Consider the following 18356-nt stretch of genomic DNA (forward strand, 5'->3'; position numbering starts at 1 on the left):
AAATAATAACCTCATCTTATGATAAGGCTATTATCTCATATTTTGGTGTCCATTGGATAGGTTTTTAGAGGTGCCCTAATAGAAGTAGATAGGGTTGACCAATTTATTGATGAGGTAGGAGCTACTTTCTCCTGACTTATAAGCCAATAAAGGGGGCTTTGGGATTCACAATTTATAGGAGGTGTACTATGAAAATCTTAAAAAGTTATATACTGGAACTCTGTTTTATTTTAAGTTTTGCACTACCTTTTATAAAAGGGGCGAATGCGGATAATGGTAGACGCTTTGTGGAAATCTATTACGGTTTTACTTTTTTGATGGAACATGCTATTGTAACAGCTATCTTTATCTGTTCGCTCTTGATTGCTTGCCTACTAAAAAAACGGTGGACGAAATGGCTTGCTGCTGGTAGTTATTTCTTTTTAGTTCTATGGATTGCTACAGAGGGTTATTTCTTCCGCATGTCGCTAGAAGATTTGGTACGACTTTGGACAAGTTGGGAAATCCTGACAAAAACGTATCAGTTGGGCTTTTATCTAAACATCTTGTTGGGAATTTTGTTGATAATTAAATATCTGAAGGTTAAGCAATCGTAATAAAAATGCGCTTGATTATAGACAATAAATTTGTTGTTTTATCTTGACTGTGATACCTTATAGCTCCCAATGGCTTGTCATTCGTTTCCAATAATTGAAAGAGATTGAAGAAAAGGTTTTACCTACTAGCTTTCTTCAGTCTTTTTCGTTTTATGATCAATTTGTAAACGATTTACAATTTAAGTCAAATTATGGTAAAATAGTTTCATGAGTAAAATGTATTATGCAGAAAATCCTGACGCTGCTCACGACATTCATGAGTTGCGAGTAGAATTGTTGGGACAAAAAATGGCCTTTTTAACGGATGCGGGTGTTTTTAGCAAGAAAATGGTTGACTTTGGCAGTCAACTCTTGCTCAAGTGTCTTGAGGTCAACCAAGGAGAAACTGTCCTGGATGTAGGCTGTGGTTACGGACCTTTGGGCTTGTCTTTAGCTAAATCTTATGGCGTTCAGTCTACCATGGTCGATATTAATAATCGTGCCTTGGATTTGGCGCGACAAAATGCTGAACGAAATAAAGTAGAAGCGACGATTTTCCAGTCCAACATCTATGAACAAGTTGAAGGGGAATTTGACCATGTCATTTCCAATCCTCCTATCCGTGCGGGCAAGCAAGTGGTTCATGAAATCATTGAGAAAAGTAAAGATTTCTTGGAAACTGGTGGAGATTTAACAATCGTTATACAGAAAAAACAAGGGGCTCCAAGTGCTAAGTCAAAGATGGAGGAAGTGTTTGGAAATTGTGAAGTCGTCAAAAAAGACAAGGGGTACTATATCCTTAGAAGTGTGAACGAATGAGAGCAGTTGATTTAATCCAAAAGAAACGAGACGGTCAAGAATTGACTTCGAGTGAAATTGAATGGCTGGTAGAAGGCTATGTGTCAGGAACTGTCCCTGATTATCAGATGTCTGCCTTTGCTATGGCTGTTTATTTCAAAGGAATGACGACACGAGAAATATCTGATTTGACCATGAAAATGGTTCAGACAGGTCAAGAGTTTGATTTATCAGCTATTGATGGAGTTAAGGTTGACAAGCATTCTACGGGTGGTGTTGGTGATAAGGTGACCTTGATTTTAGCTCCTCTTGTTGCTAGCTTTGGTGTGCCTGTAGCCAAAATGAGTGGTCGTGGTCTCGGCCATACGGGTGGAACAATTGATAAATTGGAGTCCATTAAGGGCTATCAAGTAGAACGTAGTCAAGAGGATTTTATTCGTCAGGTACAGGACATTGGTGTATCTGTCATTGGGCAATCAGACCAACTGGTTAAGGCTGACAAGCTTCTCTACGCCCTCCGTGATGTGACCGCAACTGTCGACACGATTCCTTTGATTGCGAGTTCGGTGATGAGCAAGAAAATCGCGGCAGGAGCGGATGCTATTTTGCTAGACGTAACTGTCGGTGAGGGTGCCTTCATGAAGACGGTTGATGAAGCGCGAGAATTGGCTCAAACCATGGTGGATCTTGGTAAGGCAGTTGGTCGAAAGACGGTAGCAGTGATTACGGACATGAGCCAGCCCTTGGGACGAGCGATTGGAAATCGTCTGGAAATCCTTGAAGCACTGGAGATTTTACAAGGTCAAGGCCGTCAGGATATTACCCACTTCATCTGTGAGTTGGCTCAAATTATGCTTGGTTTAGCAAATGTAAACAAGACAGTTGAAGAAGTTCACCAACATCTTGAGAATGGTAAGGCACTGGCTAAGTTTGAGGAAATGGTCAAAGCCCAAGGTGGAGACTTGGAAGACCTCTATCGTCCTGTAAATGTAGCCCATGTGGTGGAAATCCCTGCCCAGGAAACGGGTGTCATTTCAGCTCTTCCAGCTATGGAATTTGGACTTTATGCTATGAGACTGGGGGCAGGCCGTGCAGTCAAGTCTGCTGTCTTGGACTATGAAACAGGAATTGTTTTTGAAAAGAAAGTTGGAGATTCCGTTCAAAAGGGAGAAATTGTTGCAAAAGTATATACAAATGGAAAAATTTCTCCTCAGCTAGTTACAGATTTTCAAAAATATGTTAAAATAAATGATAGCGTGCAAAGTTTACGAGAAATCATAGAAATAATCTCATAAACTGCAGGAGAATCCGAATATGAAATTAAATAAATATATCGATCATACACTTTTGAAACAAGATGCGACAGAAAATCAAATTGATTGTTTGTTGTCTGAAGCTAGAGAGTATGATTTTGCTAGTGTTTGCGTTAATCCGACCTGGGTTGAACATGCTAAAAAAGGGCTTGAAGGCACAGATGTCAAGGTCTGCACAGTAGTAGGTTTCCCCTTGGGAGCAACAACTTCAGCTGTGAAAGCATTTGAAACAAAAGAAGCTATCCAAAATGGTGCAGATGAGATTGATATGGTGATCAATGTTGGAGCTCTCAAAACAGGTAATCTTGATTTGGTTGAGTCGGATATTCGCGCAGTAGTAGAAGCAAGTGGTGACAAGTTAGTGAAAGTCATTATTGAAGCTTCCCTTCTGACAGACCAAGAAAAAGTTGTGGCTTGCCAATTAGCCCAAAAAGCAGGAGCTGACTTCGTAAAAACTTCAACTGGCTTTTCAACTGGTGGCGCTACGGTAGCAGATGTTAGATTAATGCGTGAAACAGTTGGACCTGATATGGGAGTCAAGGCTGCTGGTGGAGCTCGTTCTTATGCAGATGCTCTTGCCTTTGTGGAAGCAGGTGCGACCCGTATCGGAACGTCAGCTGGGGTAGCCATTTTAAAAGGAGAATTGGCTGATGGCGACTACTGAGTTGATTGAACTGGCAATTGAAACCAGCAAACATGCCTATGTCCCCTATTCTCACTTTCCTGTCGGAGCTGTTCTAGTCGCAAAAGATGGTAGTATTTATACAGGTGTCAATATCGAGAATGCTAGTTATTCTTTGACCAACTGTGGGGAACGTACAGCGATTTTTAAAGCAGTTTCTGAAGGCCAAAGAGAATTTTCAGAATTGATTGTCTATGGAGAGACTGAAAAACCAATTTCGCCATGTGGTGCTTGTCGCCAAGTGATGGCTGAATTTTTTGAACAAGATCTAAAAGTGACCTTAGTCGCAAAAGATAAATCGACGGTCGAGATGACGGTCGGGGAATTACTTCCATACTCTTTTACAGACTTAAATTAGTCTGAGTCGCTCTCTGAGTGGCACGGTCCTTGTGGCCAACCAATCCATACTTGCAACATCGTTGCACATCTTATTTAGGAGGTTCAGTAATGAACAAGAAACAATGGCTAGGCCTTGGTCTAGTTGCAGTGGCAGCAGTTGGACTTGCTGCATGTGGTAACCGCTCTTCTCGTAAGGCAGATTCATCTTCTGATGTGAAGACAAAAGCAGCAATCGTCACTGATACTGGTGGTGTTGATGACAAATCATTCAACCAATCAGCTTGGGAAGGTTTGCAGGCTTGGGGTAAAGAACACAATCTTTCAAAAGATAACGGTTTCACTTACTTCCAATCAACAAGTGAAGCTGACTACGCTAACAACTTGCAACAAGCGGCTGGAAGTTACAACCTAATCTTCGGTGTTGGTTTTGCCCTTCACAATGCAGTTAAAGATGCAGCAGCAGAGCACACTGATTTGAACTATGTCTTGATTGATGATGTGATTAAAGATCAAAAGAATGTTGCGAGCGTAACTTTCGCTGATAATGAGTCAGGTTACCTTGCAGGTGTAGCTGCAGCAAAAACAACTAAGACAAAACAAGTTGGTTTTGTAGGTGGGCAGGAGTCAGAAGTTATCTCTCGTTTTGAAGCAGGATTCAAAGCTGGTGTTGCGTCAGTAGACCCATCTATCAAAGTCCAAGTTGACTACGCTGGTTCATTTGGTGATGCTGCTAAAGGTAAAACAATTGCAGCTGCACAATACGCAGCCGGTGCAGATATTGTTTACCAAGTAGCTGGTGGTACAGGTGCTGGTGTCTTTGCAGAAGCAAAATCACTCAACGAAAGCCGTCCTGAAAATGAAAAAGTTTGGGTTATCGGTGTTGACCGTGACCAAGAAGCAGAAGGTAAATACACTTCTAAAGATGGCAAAGAATCAAACTTTGTTCTTGCATCTACTTTGAAACAAGTTGGTACAACTGTAAAAGATATTTCTAACAAGGCAGAAAAAGGTGAATTCCCTGGCGGTCAAGTGATCGTTTACTCATTGAAAGATAAAGGGGTTGACTTGGTAACAACTAACCTTTCTGAAGAAGGTAAAAAAGCCGTTGAAGATGCAAAAGCTAAAATCCTTGATGGAAGCGTAAAAGTTCCTGCAAAATAATGGATGGAAGTTATTTCTTAGGAAGCGGCCATCGGCCGCTTTTTAAGAGTTGAGACAAAGTCATTTTGTCTCAGTAAAGCTTGCTACTAGACAAACTAGCAAGTTTTATTGAAATAAAATAAGACTCTGAAAGGAAGAGCACATGGCACACGAAAATGTCATTGAGATGCGTGATATTACCAAGGTGTTTGGTGAATTTGTTGCCAACGACAAAATCAACCTGCACCTACGAAAAGGTGAAATTCATGCACTTTTAGGAGAAAATGGGGCTGGTAAGTCCACGCTCATGAACATGTTAGCAGGCCTTCTTGAACCAACTAGTGGTGAAATCGCGGTCAACGGTCAAGTTGTCAACCTTGACTCCCCATCTAAAGCAGCTGGCTTGGGAATCGGAATGGTTCACCAGCACTTTATGTTGGTAGAGGCTTTCACGGTGGCTGAAAACATTATTTTAGGAAGTGAATTGACTAAAAATGGTGTGCTAGATATCGCTGGAGCTAGCAAAGAAATCAAGGCTCTTTCTGAACGTTATGGCTTAGCTGTGGACCCTTCTGCCAAGGTGGCAGACATCTCGGTTGGAGCCCAACAACGTGTAGAAATTTTAAAAACCCTTTATCGGGGAGCTGATATTCTTATTTTTGACGAACCAACGGCTGTCTTGACTCCATCAGAAATTGATGAGTTGATGGCTATTTTGAAAAATCTTGTCAAAGAAGGAAAATCAATTATCTTGATTACCCACAAGTTGGACGAGATTCGAGCAGTTTCTGACCGCGTTACAGTTATCCGTCGTGGGAAATCAATTGAAACTGTAGAAATCGCAGGGGCTACTAATGCTGATTTGGCAGAAATGATGGTAGGTCGTTCTGTTTCCTTTAAAACAGAGAAGCAAGTCTCTCAACCAAAAGAAGTGGTCTTGTCTATCAAAGATTTGGTGGTCAATGAAAACCGCGGTGTTCCAGCTGTGAAAAATCTGTCCTTGGATGTTCGTGCTGGAGAGATTGTTGGTATTGCAGGGATTGATGGAAATGGTCAGTCTGAACTGATTCAAGCCATTACAGGTCTTCGCAAGGTTGAATCTGGTAGTATTGAGCTAAAAGGAGATTCAATTGTAGGATTGCACCCACGTCAGATTACGGAGTTGAGTGTTGGGCACGTTCCAGAAGACCGTCACCGTGATGGCTTGATTTTGGAAATGATGATTTCTGAAAATATTGCCCTTCAAACCTATTACAAAGAACCACATAGTAAAAATGGAATTTTGAACTATTCAAATATTACTTCTTATGCTAAAAAGCTAATGGAAGAGTTTGATGTTCGTGCTGCTAGTGAAATTGTTCCTGCAGCTGCACTTTCAGGAGGAAATCAACAAAAAGCAATTATTGCTCGTGAAATTGATCGAGATCCTGATCTCCTTATCGTCAGCCAGCCAACTCGTGGGTTGGATGTCGGTGCCATTGAATATATCCACAAACGCTTGATTGAAGAGCGTGATAATGGGAAGGCTGTTCTAGTTGTCAGCTTTGAACTAGATGAGATTTTAAACGTCTCAGACCGTATTGCCGTTATCCATGATGGTAAGATTCAAGGTATTGTATCACCAGAAACAACCAATAAACAAGAACTTGGTGTCTTGATGGCTGGTGGAAACTTGGGAAAGGAGAAGAGTGATGTCTAAAAAATTACAACAAATTTCGGTTCCCTTGATTTCTGTCTTCCTAGGAATTTTACTTGGAGCCATTGTCATGTGGATCTTTGGTTATGATGCTATTTGGGGCTACGAAGAATTGTTCTACACAGCCTTTGGTAGTCTGCGTGGGATTGGAGAAATCTTCCGTGCTATGGGGCCTTTGGTCTTGATTGGTCTTGGTTTTGCCGTTGCCAGTCGTGCAGGTTTCTTTAACGTCGGGCTTCCTGGTCAGGCTTTGGCAGGTTGGATTCTCAGTGGTTGGTTTGCCCTGTCGCATCCAGATATGCCACGTCCCTTGATGATTCTAGCAACTATCGTGATTGCCTTGATTGCTGGTGGGATTGTCGGAGCGATTCCAGGTATTCTTAGAGCCTATTTAGGAACGTCAGAGGTCATTGTGACCATCATGATGAACTACATCGTCTTGTATGTAGGAAATGCCTTTATCCATGCCTTCCCTAAAGACTTCATGCAAAGTACAGATTCGACCATTCGTGTTGGGGCTAATGCAACCTACCAGACACCTTGGTTAGCTGAGTTGACTGGTAACTCACGGATGAATATTGGTATTTTCTTTGCCATCATTGCCGTTGCAGTTATTTGGTTCATGCTCAAGAAAACGACTCTTGGTTTTGAAATCCGTGCGGTTGGCCTTAATCCACATGCTTCAGAATATGCTGGTATTTCTGCCAAACGAACGATTATCCTCTCAATGATTATCTCAGGTGCCTTGGCAGGTCTTGGGGGAGCTGTTGAAGGACTTGGAACCTTCCAGAATGTCTATGTTCAAGGGGCGTCATTGGCTGTCGGATTTAACGGGATGGCGGTTAGTCTGCTTGCGGCCAACTCACCAATTGGTATTCTCTTTGCAGCCTTCCTATTTGGTGTTCTCCAAGTTGGAGCCCCTGGTATGAATGCAGCGCAGGTACCGTCTGAGCTTGTCAGCATTGTAACAGCGTCTATTATCTTCTTTGTCAGTGTTCATTACCTTATCGAACGCTTTGTCAAACCGAAAAAACAAGTTAAAGGAGGTAAGTAAAGATGTCTATTACAACCTTGCTCACCCTCTTGGTGTCTTCTATGCTGATTTACTCAGCGCCCCTCATCTTTACAAGTATCGGTGGTGTTTTCTCTGAACGTGGTGGTGTGGTAAACGTCGGCCTTGAAGGCATTATGGTTATGGGTGCCTTTTCTGGAGTTGTCTTTAACCTTGAATTTGCAGAACAATTTGGAGCAGCAACTCCATGGCTATCCTTGCTTGTAGCAGGATTTGTTGGAGGTCTCTTCTCCATCATCCACGCAGCAGCGACGGTTCATTTCCGTGCAGACCATGTTGTCAGCGGTACTGTCTTAAACTTGATGGCGCCAGCCTTGGCTGTTTTCTTAGTGAAAGTCCTTTATAACAAAGGACAAACCGACAACCTAAGTCAGACTTTTGGACGCTTTGATTTCCCAGTCTTGGCAAATATCCCAGTGATTGGTGATATCTTCTTCAAGTCAACTAGTCTACTTGGTTATCTGGCCATTGCTTTCTCATTCCTTGCTTGGTTTATCCTCTTCAAGACTCGATTTGGTCTTCGTCTCCGCTCTGTCGGTGAACACCCTCAAGCAGCGGACACTTTGGGAATCAATGTATACAAGATGAGATATTTAGGGGTTATTATTTCAGGTTTCCTAGGTGGAATTGGCGGAGCGATTTATGCTCAATCAATCTCAGTTAACTTTTCAGTGACAACTATTGTTGGACCTGGATTTATCGCCCTTGCTGCGATGATCTTCGGAAAATGGAATCCAATCGGAGCCATGCTTTCTAGTCTCTTCTTTGGACTTTCACAAAGTTTGGCTGTTATCGGATCTCAATTGCCATTCCTACAAGGAGTGCCTGCGGTTTATCTTCAAATCGCACCTTATGTTTTGACAATTCTTGTCTTGGCAGCTTTCTTTGGAAAAGCAGTCGCACCAAAAGCAGATGGTATCAACTATATCAAATCAAAATAAGCATATAAAAAACGTCAGTTCAGAATGAACTGGCGTTTTATTTTTTAGGATGTTGGTTGGTTAGGTTCAATCCCCAAGGGACTAAATTTTCAGTCTTGTTTTTGATACGAGCGACATTATCCTTATGACGAATGATAATCAAACTAGCAAGTGCTAGGATAATAGCGATGAAGAGAGGGTCATAGTTGCTCAGGATAAAACCAAAAAGTGGAAAAAGTAGAACCCCGATAACAGCCGCGATAGATGCTGTGACACTAGATAGTGAAATCATACTACCAAGATAGAGGGTTCCAAAGAAAACAACTGCTAGATAGAGACAGAAGACAGGTGCAAATCCGAAAACCACTCCAGCACTAGTTGCGACAGCCTTGCCTCCCTTAAATCCTGCAAAGATAGGGAAGGTATGACCAATAACAGCCAAAAGTCCAAAGATGAGAGGCGAAACGCCTTGCAGATGAAACATAATCGGAAGAAGTGTTGCTAGGGTTCCTTTGAAAAAGTCAATCACAAAGGTTGCCATACCAGCTTTCTTGCCTAAAATGCGGAAGGTATTGGTTGTTCCGGTATTTCCAGAACCATGTTCACGCAGATTGATTTGAAAGAATACTTGTCCAATCCAGAGACCAGACGGAATCGAACCCAGCAGATAAGCTAGGATTAATAAAACTATTGTAATCATACTCCTATTATATCATGAAATGGAGAAGAAAGGCAGAGAATCTCTTCTGAAATTGTCACACCGGAGAAAGAAAAATTTTGCAAAATCCTTGGAAAACCTGTAGAATAGTAAAGATGAACGAATAGGAGGTTCCTTGTGTCAAAAAAGGAAATCAATATTAACAATTATAATGATGATGCAATTCAGGTGCTAGAAGGGTTGGATGCGGTCCGAAAACGTCCAGGGATGTATATCGGATCGACCGATGGCGCTGGGCTCCACCACCTAGTCTGGGAAATCGTCGATAATGCGGTCGATGAAGCCCTGTCTGGGTTTGGCGATCGTATTGATGTGACCATTAATAAAGATGGAAGTTTAACGGTACAAGACCACGGACGTGGAATGCCAACTGGTATGCACGCGATGGGAATTCCAACAGTTGAGGTTATCTTTACCATTCTTCACGCCGGAGGGAAATTCGGTCAAGGAGGATATAAAACTTCTGGTGGTCTCCACGGGGTTGGATCTTCCGTTGTAAACGCTCTTTCAAGTTGGCTAGAAGTTGAAATCACTCGCGATGGTGCAATCTATAAGCAACGTTTTGAAAATGGCGGAAAACCTGTTACGACTTTGAAGAAAATCGGTACAGCGCCTAAGTCTAAGACAGGTACAAAGGTTACGTTTATGCCTGATGCGACGATCTTCTCTACGACAGATTTCAAGTACAATACCATCTCAGAGCGTCTTAATGAATCAGCCTTTCTTTTAAAAAATGTGACCTTGTCTCTGACAGATAAGCGAACAGATGAAGCGATTGAATTCCACTATGAGAACGGGGTGCAGGACTTTGTTTCTTACCTCAACGAAGACAAGGAAACCTTGACACCGGTTCTGTACTTTGAAGGTGAAGACAATGGTTTCCAGGTGGAAGTGGCCCTCCAGTACAATGACGGATTTTCAGATAACATTCTATCCTTTGTCAATAACGTTCGCACCAAGGACGGTGGAACGCACGAGACAGGACTCAAGTCCGCTATTACCAAGGTTATGAATGACTATGCGCGTAAGACGGGGCTTCTCAAGGAAAAAGATAAAAACCTTGAAGGGTCAGACTATCGTGAGGGGCTAGCGGCTGTCCTCTCTATTCTAGTCCCTGAAGAACATTTGCAGTTTGAGGGTCAAACCAAGGACAAGCTAGGAAGCCCTCTTGCTCGTCCCGTTGTGGATGGAATTGTGGCGGATAAGTTGACCTTTTTCCTTATGGAAAATGGGGAATTGGCTTCTAACCTTATCCGTAAGGCTATCAAGGCCCGTGATGCTCGTGAAGCAGCACGTAAGGCGCGTGATGAGAGCCGAAATGGGAAGAAAAATAAAAAAGACAAGGGCTTATTATCTGGGAAATTGACCCCAGCCCAGTCCAAGAATCCTGCTAAGAATGAACTCTATCTAGTCGAGGGGGACTCTGCCGGTGGTTCTGCCAAACAAGGCCGTGACCGCAAGTTCCAGGCAATCTTGCCCCTTCGTGGTAAGGTTATCAATACAGCCAAGGCCAAGATGGCGGATATTCTCAAAAATGAAGAAATCAATACCATGATTTATACTATAGGTGCGGGTGTTGGAGCAGACTTCTCCATTGAAGATGCCAACTATGATAAGATCATTATCATGACCGATGCGGACACCGATGGTGCCCATATCCAGACCTTGCTCTTGACATTTTTCTACCGTTACATGCGTCCTCTAGTCGAGGCAGGTCACGTCTATATCGCCCTTCCGCCTCTTTACAAGATGTCCAAAGGCAAAGGCAAGAAAGAAGAAGTGGCCTACGCTTGGACGGACGGAGAACTAGAAGAACTCCGCAAACAATTTGGTAAAGGTGCTACCCTCCAACGTTATAAAGGTCTTGGTGAGATGAATGCGGACCAGCTCTGGGAAACAACTATGAACCCAGAAACGCGTACCCTTATCCGTGTCACTATCGAAGACCTAGCACGCGCAGAACGTCGCGTCAATGTCCTCATGGGTGACAAGGTCGAACCACGACGTAAGTGGATTGAAGACAATGTCAAGTTTACGCTGGAAGAAGCGACAGTGTTTTAAGTTAGTTTTTAATGAATGGGTATAAACATGAGAACTGAAACAGAAATGCTCGATGTAATTTTAAAGACTGCTGAAACCTTACAAGTCGCGGCTGTCGCTATGTCTGGTTCACGGACTGATACAAAAGCCTCAAAAGATGAATTTCAAGACTATGACGTAGTCTATGTTGTAGAGAATCTGGACGAGCTGATTACAGATTTATCTTGGTTGGACCAGTTTGGCAAACGCATTATTGAGCAAGAAGTTGGTCTTGGTCAACGTCGTCTATACCTCATGCTCTTTGAAGATGGCAATAGGATTGATTTGACTCTATGTCCTAAAGAGTATATCAAGGAGTGGATAGAAAGCGAAGCGGATTTCACGGTGTTAGAGGACCCTAAGGGCTTGTTTGCGCCTTATTCTCCAAATCCTCAACGTTACTGGACGAATCCAGCTAGTCAGATAGATTTCGAAAAAGCCTGCAATGAATTTTGGTGGGTTTCCGCCTATGTGGTCAAAGGAATCTGTCGTAAGCAAGTTATTTATGCGACCGATCATCTCTATGGCATTTGTCAACAAGAACTCCTGAAAATCTTAGCTTGGCAGGTTGCAAGTGATAGGGGAAAGGTCGACATCGGTAAGAATTACAAGTATCTTTTCCAGTATTTGCCTACAGAGAAAGAGAAAGAGAAGGAATTCTCAGCTCTGCTTGATTTTTCAAGTGTAGAGAAACTTACTCAGTCATTGTTTGCTACGATGCAACTTTTCCACAGAGAAGCTCAAATACTTGCTCAAAAGATGGGCTTTGCCTACGATAAGGAAGTGGCTGAGAAGATGATGAGATATGCTGAGGAGAAACTTCCTAATCACTAAATAATTATGCAACGTATTTTAAACTACAGAAAGGGTCGTTTGGTTACTGAATGTTACTGAACACAGGACTAATCCTTTCTACACCCTTTTATTATTACACATACTCTACATTCTTTGAAAGGAGTTGAACACGCCCTAAATGCTAGGTGAAAAAGATAAATTCTCTTGTGAGCTTGCTTACTTCAAGAATTTTCTATTTTCACTTGGTATTTTACGGGCTCTGTATCCTATATGAGTAACATTCAAAACATGTCCCTTGAGGACATTATGGGAGAGCGCTTTGGTCGCTACTCCAAGTACATTATTCAAGACCGGGCTTTGCCAGATATTCGCGATGGATTGAAGCCGGTTCAGCGCCGCATTCTTTATTCGATGAATAAGGATGGCAATACCTTTGATAAGAGTTACCGCAAGTCGGCCAAGTCTGTCGGGAACATCATGGGTAATTTTCATCCACACGGTGATTCTTCTATCTATGATGCCATGGTCCGTATGTCACAGGACTGGAAAAATCGTGAGATTCTAGTTGAAATGCACGGTAACAACGGTTCTATGGATGGAGATCCGCCTGCGGCTATGCGTTATACTGAGGCTCGTTTGTCTGAGATTGCTGGTTACCTTCTTCAGGATATCGAGAAGAAGACCGTTCCTTTTGCGTGGAACTTTGACGATACGGAGAAAGAGCCGACAGTCTTGCCAGCAGCCTTTCCAAATCTCTTGGTGAATGGTTCTACTGGTATTTCGGCTGGTTATGCCACAGATATTCCTCCCCATAATTTGGCCGAAGTTATCGATGCGACAGTCTACATGATTGATCATCCAACTGCCAAGGTGGATAAACTCATGGAATTCTTGCCTGGACCAGACTTCCCGACTGGAGGGATTATCCAGGGTCGTGATGAAATCAAGAAGGCCTATGAAACTGGGAAAGGGCGCGTTATTGTTCGTTCCAAGACTGAGATTGAAAAGCTAAAAGGTGGTAAGGAACAAATTGTTATTACGGAGATTCCTTATGAAATCAACAAGGCCAATCTAGTCAAGAAGATTGATGAAGTCCGTGTCAATAACAAGGTAGCAGGAATCGCTGAGGTTCGCGACGAGTCTGACCGTGATGGTCTACGTATTGCTATTGAGCTAAAAAAAGATGCCAATACAGAGCTTGTCCTCAACTATCTCTTTAAGTACACAGATCTGCAAATCAACTATAACTTTAACATGGTGGCGATTGACAATTTCACGCCTCGTCAGGTTGGGATCGTTCCAATCTTGTCTAGCTACATCGCCCACCGTCGTGAAGTGATTTTAGCGCGTTCACGCTATGACAAGGAAAAGGCTGAGAAACGTCTCCATATCGTCGAAGGTTTGATTCGTGTGATTTCGATTTTGGACGAAGTCATTGCCCTTATCCGTGCTTCTGAGAACAAGGCTGATGCCAAGGAAAACCTCAAAGTTAGCTATGATTTTACAGAGGAGCAGGCTGAGGCTATCGTAACCTTGCAACTGTATCGTTTGACCAATACCGATGTGGTTGTCTTGCAGGAAGAAGAAGCAGAATTGCGTGAAAAGATTGCCATGCTTGCGGCTATCATCGGGGATGAACGGACCATGTACAATCTCATGAAGAAAGAGCTTCGTGAGGTCAAGAAGAAATTTGCGACTCCACGTTTGAGTACTTTAGAAGACACAGCAAAAGTAATTGAGATTGATACAGCTAGTCTTATCGCTGAGGAAGATACCTACGTCAGCGTGACCAAGGCAGGTTACATCAAGCGTACCAGCCCACGTTCCTTTGCCGCTTCAACGCTGGAAGAAATTGGCAAGCGTGATGACGATCGTTTGATTTTTGTTCAATCTGCCAAGACAACCCAGCACCTCTTGATGTTCACAAGTCTTGGAAATGTCATCTACAGACCAATCCATGAATTAGCAGATATTCGCTGGAAGGACATCGGAGAGCATCTGAGCCAGACCATTACAAACTTTGAAACTAACGAAGAAATCCTTTATGTGGAAGTCGTGGATCAGTTTGATGATGCGACAACTTATTTTGCAGCTACTCGTCTTGGTCAAATCAAACGCGTAGAACGTAAAGAATTCACTCCATGGCGGACCTATAAATCTAAATCAGTCAAGTATGCTAAACTCAAAGACGAGACAGACCAGATTGTAGCAGTGGCTCCGATTAAACTAGATGATGTTCTTTTGATTAGCCAAAATGGTTATGCCCTTCGTTTCAATATCGAAGAGGTTCCAGTTGTCGGTGCTAAGGCTGCAGGTGTCAAAGCTATGAACCTGAAAGCAGATGATGTCCTCCAATCCGCCTTTATCTGTAACACCTCATCCTTCTACCTCTTGACCCAACGTGGAAGTTTGAAACGTGTTTCTATTGACGAAATTCCGGCAACCAGCCGTGCCAAACGTGGCTTACAAGTCTTGCGTGAGTTGAAAAACAAACCGCATCGTGTCTTCTTAGCAGGAGCAGTTGCAGAACAAGGCTTTGTTGGTGACCTCTTCAGTACGGAAGTGGATGTGAACGACCAAACTCTGCTTGTTCAATCAAAAAAAGGAACAATCTATGAAAACCAATTGCAAGACTTGAGTCTGTCAGAACGCACAAGTAACGGTAGCTTCATCTCTGACACGATTTCAGATGAAGAAGTTTTTGATGCTTATCTTAAAGAAGTATTTACTGAAGCTAAATAAGTGAAATGAAGAATCAGTTCTAAGAGCTGGTTCTTTTTATTGAAGAAATTTTCTGAAAATTACAAAATATACTTGCTATTTTAGAAAAATAGTGTAGAATAAAAGAAATAGGTTTTTAGAATAAGGAGTGGAATATGACAGTAACGATTGATTGGGAAAATCTCGGTTTTTCCTATATGAAATTACCTTATCGCTATATTGCTCATTTTAAAAATGGACAATGGAATCAAGGAGAGCTTACAGAGGATGCAACTTTGCATATTTCAGAGTCTTCTCCAAGTCTTCACTATGGACAACAAGCATTTGAAGGTTTGAAAGCTTATCGTACTAAGGATGGCAGTATTCAACTTTTCCGTCCTGACGAAAATGCTAAACGCCTGCAACGTACTTGTGATCGTCTCTTGATGCCACAAGTTCCAACAGAAATGTTTGTAGAAGCTTGTAAGGCAGTTGTTCGTGCGAATGAAGAATACGTACCACCATACGGAACAGGTGGAACCCTTTATCTTCGTCCTCTTTTGATTGGAGTAGGAGATATTATCGGAGTAAAACCAGCAGAAGAGTACATTTTCACTATCTTTGCCATGCCAGTTGGTAATTACTTTAAAGGTGGTTTGGTTCCAACCAACTTCTTGATTCAGGATGAATACGACCGTGCCGCTCCAAATGGTACAGGTGCGGCTAAGGTTGGTGGAAACTATGCTGCCAGTCTCTTACCAGGGAAATTGGCCAAGTCACGTCATTTCTCAGATGTTATCTATCTAGATCCTTCAACACATACAAAGATTGAAGAAGTCGGTTCAGCTAACTTCTTTGGAATTACAGCTGATAATGAATTTGTAACACCATTGAGTCCATCTATCTTGCCATCTATTACCAAGTATTCTTTGCTTTATTTGGCAGAACATCGCTTGGGCTTAACTCCTATTGAGGGAGATGTCCCAATTGATAACCTTGACCGTTTTGTAGAGGCAGGTGCCTGTGGTACAGCAGCAGTGATTTCTCCAATTGGTGGAATTCAGCACGGTGATGATTTCCATGTTTTCTATAGTGAAACAGAAGTAGGTCCTGTGACTCGTAAACTCTATGATGAATTGACAGGAATTCAGTTTGGCGATATTGAAGCGCCAGAAGGTTGGATTGTAAAAGTAGATTAAAATAAACTAAAGGAGATTTTTTATGAAATCGAAAAAGCGGCTCTTAACAGCAGGAGTGGTCCTGAGCACAACAGCTCTTTTAGTAGCTTGTGGAAAAGCTGATAAAGAAGCAGATGCACCGACAACATTTTCATATGTCTATGCAGTAGATCCAGCATCTTTGGACTATAGTATAGCGACTCGTACATCTACAACAGATGTCATCGGGAACGTGGTTGATGGTTTGATGGAAAATGACCAATACGGAAATGTTATTCCTTCCTTGGCTGAAGATTGGTCTGTCTCAAAAGACGGTTTGACTTATACCTATAAACTTCGTAAAGGAGTTAAATGGTACACTTCAGAAGGCGAAGAATACGCAGAAGTAACAGCCCATGACTTTGTGACAGGACTAAAACACGTAGCTGACGGTAAGTCAGACGGTGTCTCTCTCATCCAAAATTCAATCAAGGGCTTGGATGCCTACATGACTGGTGAGACCAATGATTTCTCTACAGTTGGTGTCAAGGCCTTGGACGATTACACAGTTGAATATACCCTAAACAAACCAGAAAGCTTCTGGAATTCTAAAGTCACCACAGCAACGATGTTGCCTGTAAATGAAGAATTTTTGAAGGCATCAGGTAAAGATTATGGAGCAGTTACTCCAGCAGGAATTCTCTACAATGGTCCTTATATCTTGAAGACCTTGACTTCTAAATCGTTAATCGAATACGAGAAAAATCCAAACTACTGGGATAAAGAAAAGGTAAAAATTGAAAAGGTCAAATTGACCTACTACGATGGTTCAGATCAGGAATCGTTGATTCGTAGCTTCTCTTCAGGTGCCTATACGACAGCCCGTCTCTTCCCAAGTAGCTCAAACTTTGCTTCTACTTTGGAACAATACGGAGATAAAATCACTTATAGCCCACAGGACTCAAGTAGCTATTACTTCACCTTTAACGTAAATCGTCAGTCATACAATAAAACTGCGAAAACAAGTGAAGAGCAAAAGACTTCTACTAAAGAAGCTATGCTTAATAAGGACTTCCGTCAGGCTATCAACTTTGCCTTCAACCGCCATTCTTATGCTGCCCAGCTAAATGGTGAAGATGGGGCGGACAAGATTATTCGTAACAGTCTCGTTCCTGACAACTTTGTGCAAGCAGGTGGTAAAAACTTTGGTCAAATCGCTCAAGCAGAGTTGGTGAACTATGGTGACCAATGGAAAGGTGTTGAGCTAGTTGATGGTAAGGATTCTATATACAATCCTGACAAGGCTAAAGCTGCTTTCGAAAAAGCTAAGAAAGACTTGGAATCTAAAGGGGTAACATTCCCAATTCACTTGGATGTCCCAGTTGAACAAACAGATACCATCGCCGTTCAACAAAGCAACTCTTTCAAACAGTCAATCGAATCAACTCTTGGTGCTGAAAATGTTGTCATCGACGTTCTTCAAATGACAGATAATGAAAAGGAAACAATCACTTCTCAAGCGCGTGTTCCTTCTCAAAAAGATTATGATTTGAACAGTACAGGATGGGCTCCAAGCTATCAAGACCCAGCATCTTACTTGAATATCATGGATCCTAAATCAGGTTCTGCTATGAAACACCTTGGTATTACTAAAGGGAAAGATAAGGATGTTGTAGCGAAACTTGGTTTGGACCAATATAAGAAATTATTGGATGATGCAGATTCAGAAACGACAAATCTTGAAGAACGCTATGAAAAATATGCCAAGGCTCAAGCTTGGTTGACAGATAGTTCATTATTGATGCCAACAGCCTCATCTGGTGGTTCTCCAGTTGTAAGTAATGTCGTGCCATTCTCAAAACCATACTCACAAGTTGGTATTAAGGGTGACCCATATATCTTTAAAGGAATGAAATTGCAAAAAGATATTGTTACAACAAAAGAATATGAAGAAGCACTGAAAAAATGGCAAAAAGAAAAATTGGAATCAAATGGTAAGTACCAAAAAGAACTAGAAAAACACATTAAATAATGCGGAAAACTCTATATCGGACAAGCCCGATGTAGAGTTTTTTCTTGCTAGTTTTGGGATTTTCTTGTAAAATAGAAAAAGTGAAGAGAGGTATGAAATGAGCAAGAAAGATAAAAAAATCGAAATTCAAGTAGCGGATGCCAAGGTTAATGTAGGAAAAGACAGTTTTGAAGGTTATACCTTGACCATTGGTAAAAAAGTTATCGGAGAAATTGCCGAATTAGACGGACAATTTGCCATCATAAAGAATGGAAACGTCGATAGTTTTTATAAAAAATTGGAAAAAGCTGTGGAAATTTTGATTGAAAATTATAATTTAGCAAAATAAGTCTTGTTTTTT

General features: G+C 41.9%; 16 protein-coding genes. 15 read left to right on the forward strand and 1 reads right to left on the reverse strand.

Annotation, left to right across the window (positions count from 1 at the left end):
* Positions 1-188: 188 nt before the first annotated feature.
* The 9 genes from K1I71_RS02020 to K1I71_RS02060 all read left to right on the forward strand — a co-directional run bounded on the left by K1I71_RS02020 (position 189) and on the right by K1I71_RS02060 (position 8556).
* Entirely contained in the window at positions 189-596 is a 408-nt protein-coding gene (locus K1I71_RS02020) for a hypothetical protein (RefSeq protein WP_223330080.1), read from the forward strand.
* 207 nt (positions 597-803) lie between these two features.
* On the forward strand, positions 804-1394 hold the full coding sequence (locus tag K1I71_RS02025; RefSeq protein WP_317628047.1) for a class I SAM-dependent methyltransferase: 591 nt from the start codon (positions 804-806) through the stop codon (positions 1392-1394).
* Entirely contained in the window at positions 1391-2668 is a 1278-nt protein-coding gene (locus K1I71_RS02030; RefSeq protein ID WP_223330081.1) for a pyrimidine-nucleoside phosphorylase, read from the forward strand. The genes K1I71_RS02025 and K1I71_RS02030 overlap by 4 nt, the downstream gene beginning before the upstream one ends.
* A 19-nt stretch (positions 2669-2687) precedes the next feature.
* Positions 2688-3350 carry a deoxyribose-phosphate aldolase gene (gene deoC / locus K1I71_RS02035; RefSeq protein ID WP_223330082.1) on the forward strand — a complete coding sequence of 221 codons (663 nt, stop codon included), beginning with the start codon at positions 2688-2690 and terminating at the stop codon, positions 3348-3350.
* Positions 3337-3726: a cytidine deaminase gene (locus K1I71_RS02040; protein WP_125456172.1), complete on the forward strand. Its 390-nt coding sequence runs from the start codon at positions 3337-3339 to the stop codon at positions 3724-3726. The genes deoC and K1I71_RS02040 overlap by 14 nt, the downstream gene beginning before the upstream one ends.
* A gap of 89 nt (positions 3727-3815) precedes the next feature.
* On the forward strand, positions 3816-4868 hold the full coding sequence (locus tag K1I71_RS02045) for a BMP family lipoprotein (protein ID WP_049543026.1): 1053 nt from the start codon (positions 3816-3818) through the stop codon (positions 4866-4868).
* Positions 4869-5010: 142 nt separating this feature from the next.
* Complete coding sequence (locus tag K1I71_RS02050; RefSeq protein ID WP_223330083.1) at positions 5011-6546, forward strand: ABC transporter ATP-binding protein; 1536 nt, start codon at positions 5011-5013, stop codon at positions 6544-6546.
* Positions 6539-7597 (forward strand): ABC transporter permease, encoded by a 1059-nt coding sequence (locus tag K1I71_RS02055; RefSeq protein ID WP_023942990.1) that lies wholly within the window; start codon positions 6539-6541, stop codon positions 7595-7597. The genes K1I71_RS02050 and K1I71_RS02055 overlap by 8 nt, the downstream gene beginning before the upstream one ends.
* A 2-nt stretch (positions 7598-7599) precedes the next feature.
* On the forward strand, positions 7600-8556 hold the full coding sequence (locus tag K1I71_RS02060) for an ABC transporter permease (RefSeq protein ID WP_223330084.1): 957 nt from the start codon (positions 7600-7602) through the stop codon (positions 8554-8556).
* A gap of 37 nt (positions 8557-8593) precedes the next feature.
* Here K1I71_RS02060 and plsY read toward each other — a convergent pair whose 3' ends face one another.
* On the reverse strand, positions 8594-9235 hold the full coding sequence (gene plsY, locus K1I71_RS02065; RefSeq protein ID WP_223330085.1) for a glycerol-3-phosphate 1-O-acyltransferase PlsY: 642 nt from the start codon (positions 9233-9235) through the stop codon (positions 8594-8596).
* A gap of 135 nt (positions 9236-9370) precedes the next feature.
* On the opposite strand from plsY, the gene parE reads away from it, so the two are divergent.
* The 6 genes from parE to K1I71_RS02095 all read left to right on the forward strand — a co-directional run bounded on the left by parE (position 9371) and on the right by K1I71_RS02095 (position 18344).
* Positions 9371-11314 (forward strand): DNA topoisomerase IV subunit B, encoded by a 1944-nt coding sequence (gene parE, locus K1I71_RS02070; RefSeq protein ID WP_004261495.1) that lies wholly within the window; start codon positions 9371-9373, stop codon positions 11312-11314.
* Between the two features lie 27 nt (positions 11315-11341).
* Positions 11342-12166 carry an aminoglycoside 6-adenylyltransferase gene (locus K1I71_RS02075; RefSeq protein WP_223330086.1) on the forward strand — a complete coding sequence of 275 codons (825 nt, stop codon included), beginning with the start codon at positions 11342-11344 and terminating at the stop codon, positions 12164-12166.
* 231 nt (positions 12167-12397) lie between these two features.
* Complete coding sequence (parC, locus tag K1I71_RS02080) at positions 12398-14869, forward strand: DNA topoisomerase IV subunit A (protein WP_223330087.1); 2472 nt, start codon at positions 12398-12400, stop codon at positions 14867-14869.
* A gap of 134 nt (positions 14870-15003) precedes the next feature.
* Positions 15004-16026: a branched-chain amino acid aminotransferase gene (locus K1I71_RS02085; protein ID WP_004254793.1), complete on the forward strand. Its 1023-nt coding sequence runs from the start codon at positions 15004-15006 to the stop codon at positions 16024-16026.
* A gap of 22 nt (positions 16027-16048) precedes the next feature.
* Positions 16049-18016: a peptide ABC transporter substrate-binding protein gene (locus K1I71_RS02090; RefSeq protein ID WP_223330088.1), complete on the forward strand. Its 1968-nt coding sequence runs from the start codon at positions 16049-16051 to the stop codon at positions 18014-18016.
* A 97-nt stretch (positions 18017-18113) separates the two neighbouring features.
* Positions 18114-18344 (forward strand): DUF2969 domain-containing protein, encoded by a 231-nt coding sequence (locus K1I71_RS02095; RefSeq protein WP_000037113.1) that lies wholly within the window; start codon positions 18114-18116, stop codon positions 18342-18344.
* The last annotated feature ends 12 nt before the right edge of the window (positions 18345-18356 follow it).

The organism is Streptococcus mitis (assembly GCF_019929545.1).
GTDB classification, from domain to species: domain Bacteria; phylum Bacillota; class Bacilli; order Lactobacillales; family Streptococcaceae; genus Streptococcus; species Streptococcus mitis_BU.

What these genes read in the sequence shown, in the direction of transcription:
- deoC (WP_223330082.1), top strand. Translation starts at nt 2,688, where the DNA reads ATGAAATTAAATAAATATATCGATCATACACTTTTGAAACAAGATGCG.
- K1I71_RS02095 (WP_000037113.1), top strand. Translation starts at nt 18,114, where the DNA reads ATGAGCAAGAAAGATAAAAAAATCGAAATTCAAGTAGCGGATGCCAAG.
- K1I71_RS02075 (WP_223330086.1), top strand. Translation starts at nt 11,342, where the DNA reads ATGAGAACTGAAACAGAAATGCTCGATGTAATTTTAAAGACTGCTGAA.
- K1I71_RS02030 (WP_223330081.1), top strand. Translation starts at nt 1,391, where the DNA reads ATGAGAGCAGTTGATTTAATCCAAAAGAAACGAGACGGTCAAGAATTG.
- K1I71_RS02085 (WP_004254793.1), top strand. Translation starts at nt 15,004, where the DNA reads ATGACAGTAACGATTGATTGGGAAAATCTCGGTTTTTCCTATATGAAA.
- K1I71_RS02040 (WP_125456172.1), top strand. Translation starts at nt 3,337, where the DNA reads ATGGCGACTACTGAGTTGATTGAACTGGCAATTGAAACCAGCAAACAT.
- K1I71_RS02055 (WP_023942990.1), top strand. Translation starts at nt 6,539, where the DNA reads ATGTCTAAAAAATTACAACAAATTTCGGTTCCCTTGATTTCTGTCTTC.
- K1I71_RS02045 (WP_049543026.1), top strand. Translation starts at nt 3,816, where the DNA reads ATGAACAAGAAACAATGGCTAGGCCTTGGTCTAGTTGCAGTGGCAGCA.
- K1I71_RS02090 (WP_223330088.1), top strand. Translation starts at nt 16,049, where the DNA reads ATGAAATCGAAAAAGCGGCTCTTAACAGCAGGAGTGGTCCTGAGCACA.
- plsY (WP_223330085.1), bottom strand. Translation starts at nt 9,235, where the DNA reads ATGATTACAATAGTTTTATTAATCCTAGCTTATCTGCTGGGTTCGATT.
- K1I71_RS02050 (WP_223330083.1), top strand. Translation starts at nt 5,011, where the DNA reads ATGGCACACGAAAATGTCATTGAGATGCGTGATATTACCAAGGTGTTT.
- parC (WP_223330087.1), top strand. Translation starts at nt 12,398, where the DNA reads ATGAGTAACATTCAAAACATGTCCCTTGAGGACATTATGGGAGAGCGC.
- K1I71_RS02025 (WP_317628047.1), top strand. Translation starts at nt 804, where the DNA reads ATGAGTAAAATGTATTATGCAGAAAATCCTGACGCTGCTCACGACATT.
- K1I71_RS02020 (WP_223330080.1), top strand. Translation starts at nt 189, where the DNA reads ATGAAAATCTTAAAAAGTTATATACTGGAACTCTGTTTTATTTTAAGT.
- K1I71_RS02060 (WP_223330084.1), top strand. Translation starts at nt 7,600, where the DNA reads ATGTCTATTACAACCTTGCTCACCCTCTTGGTGTCTTCTATGCTGATT.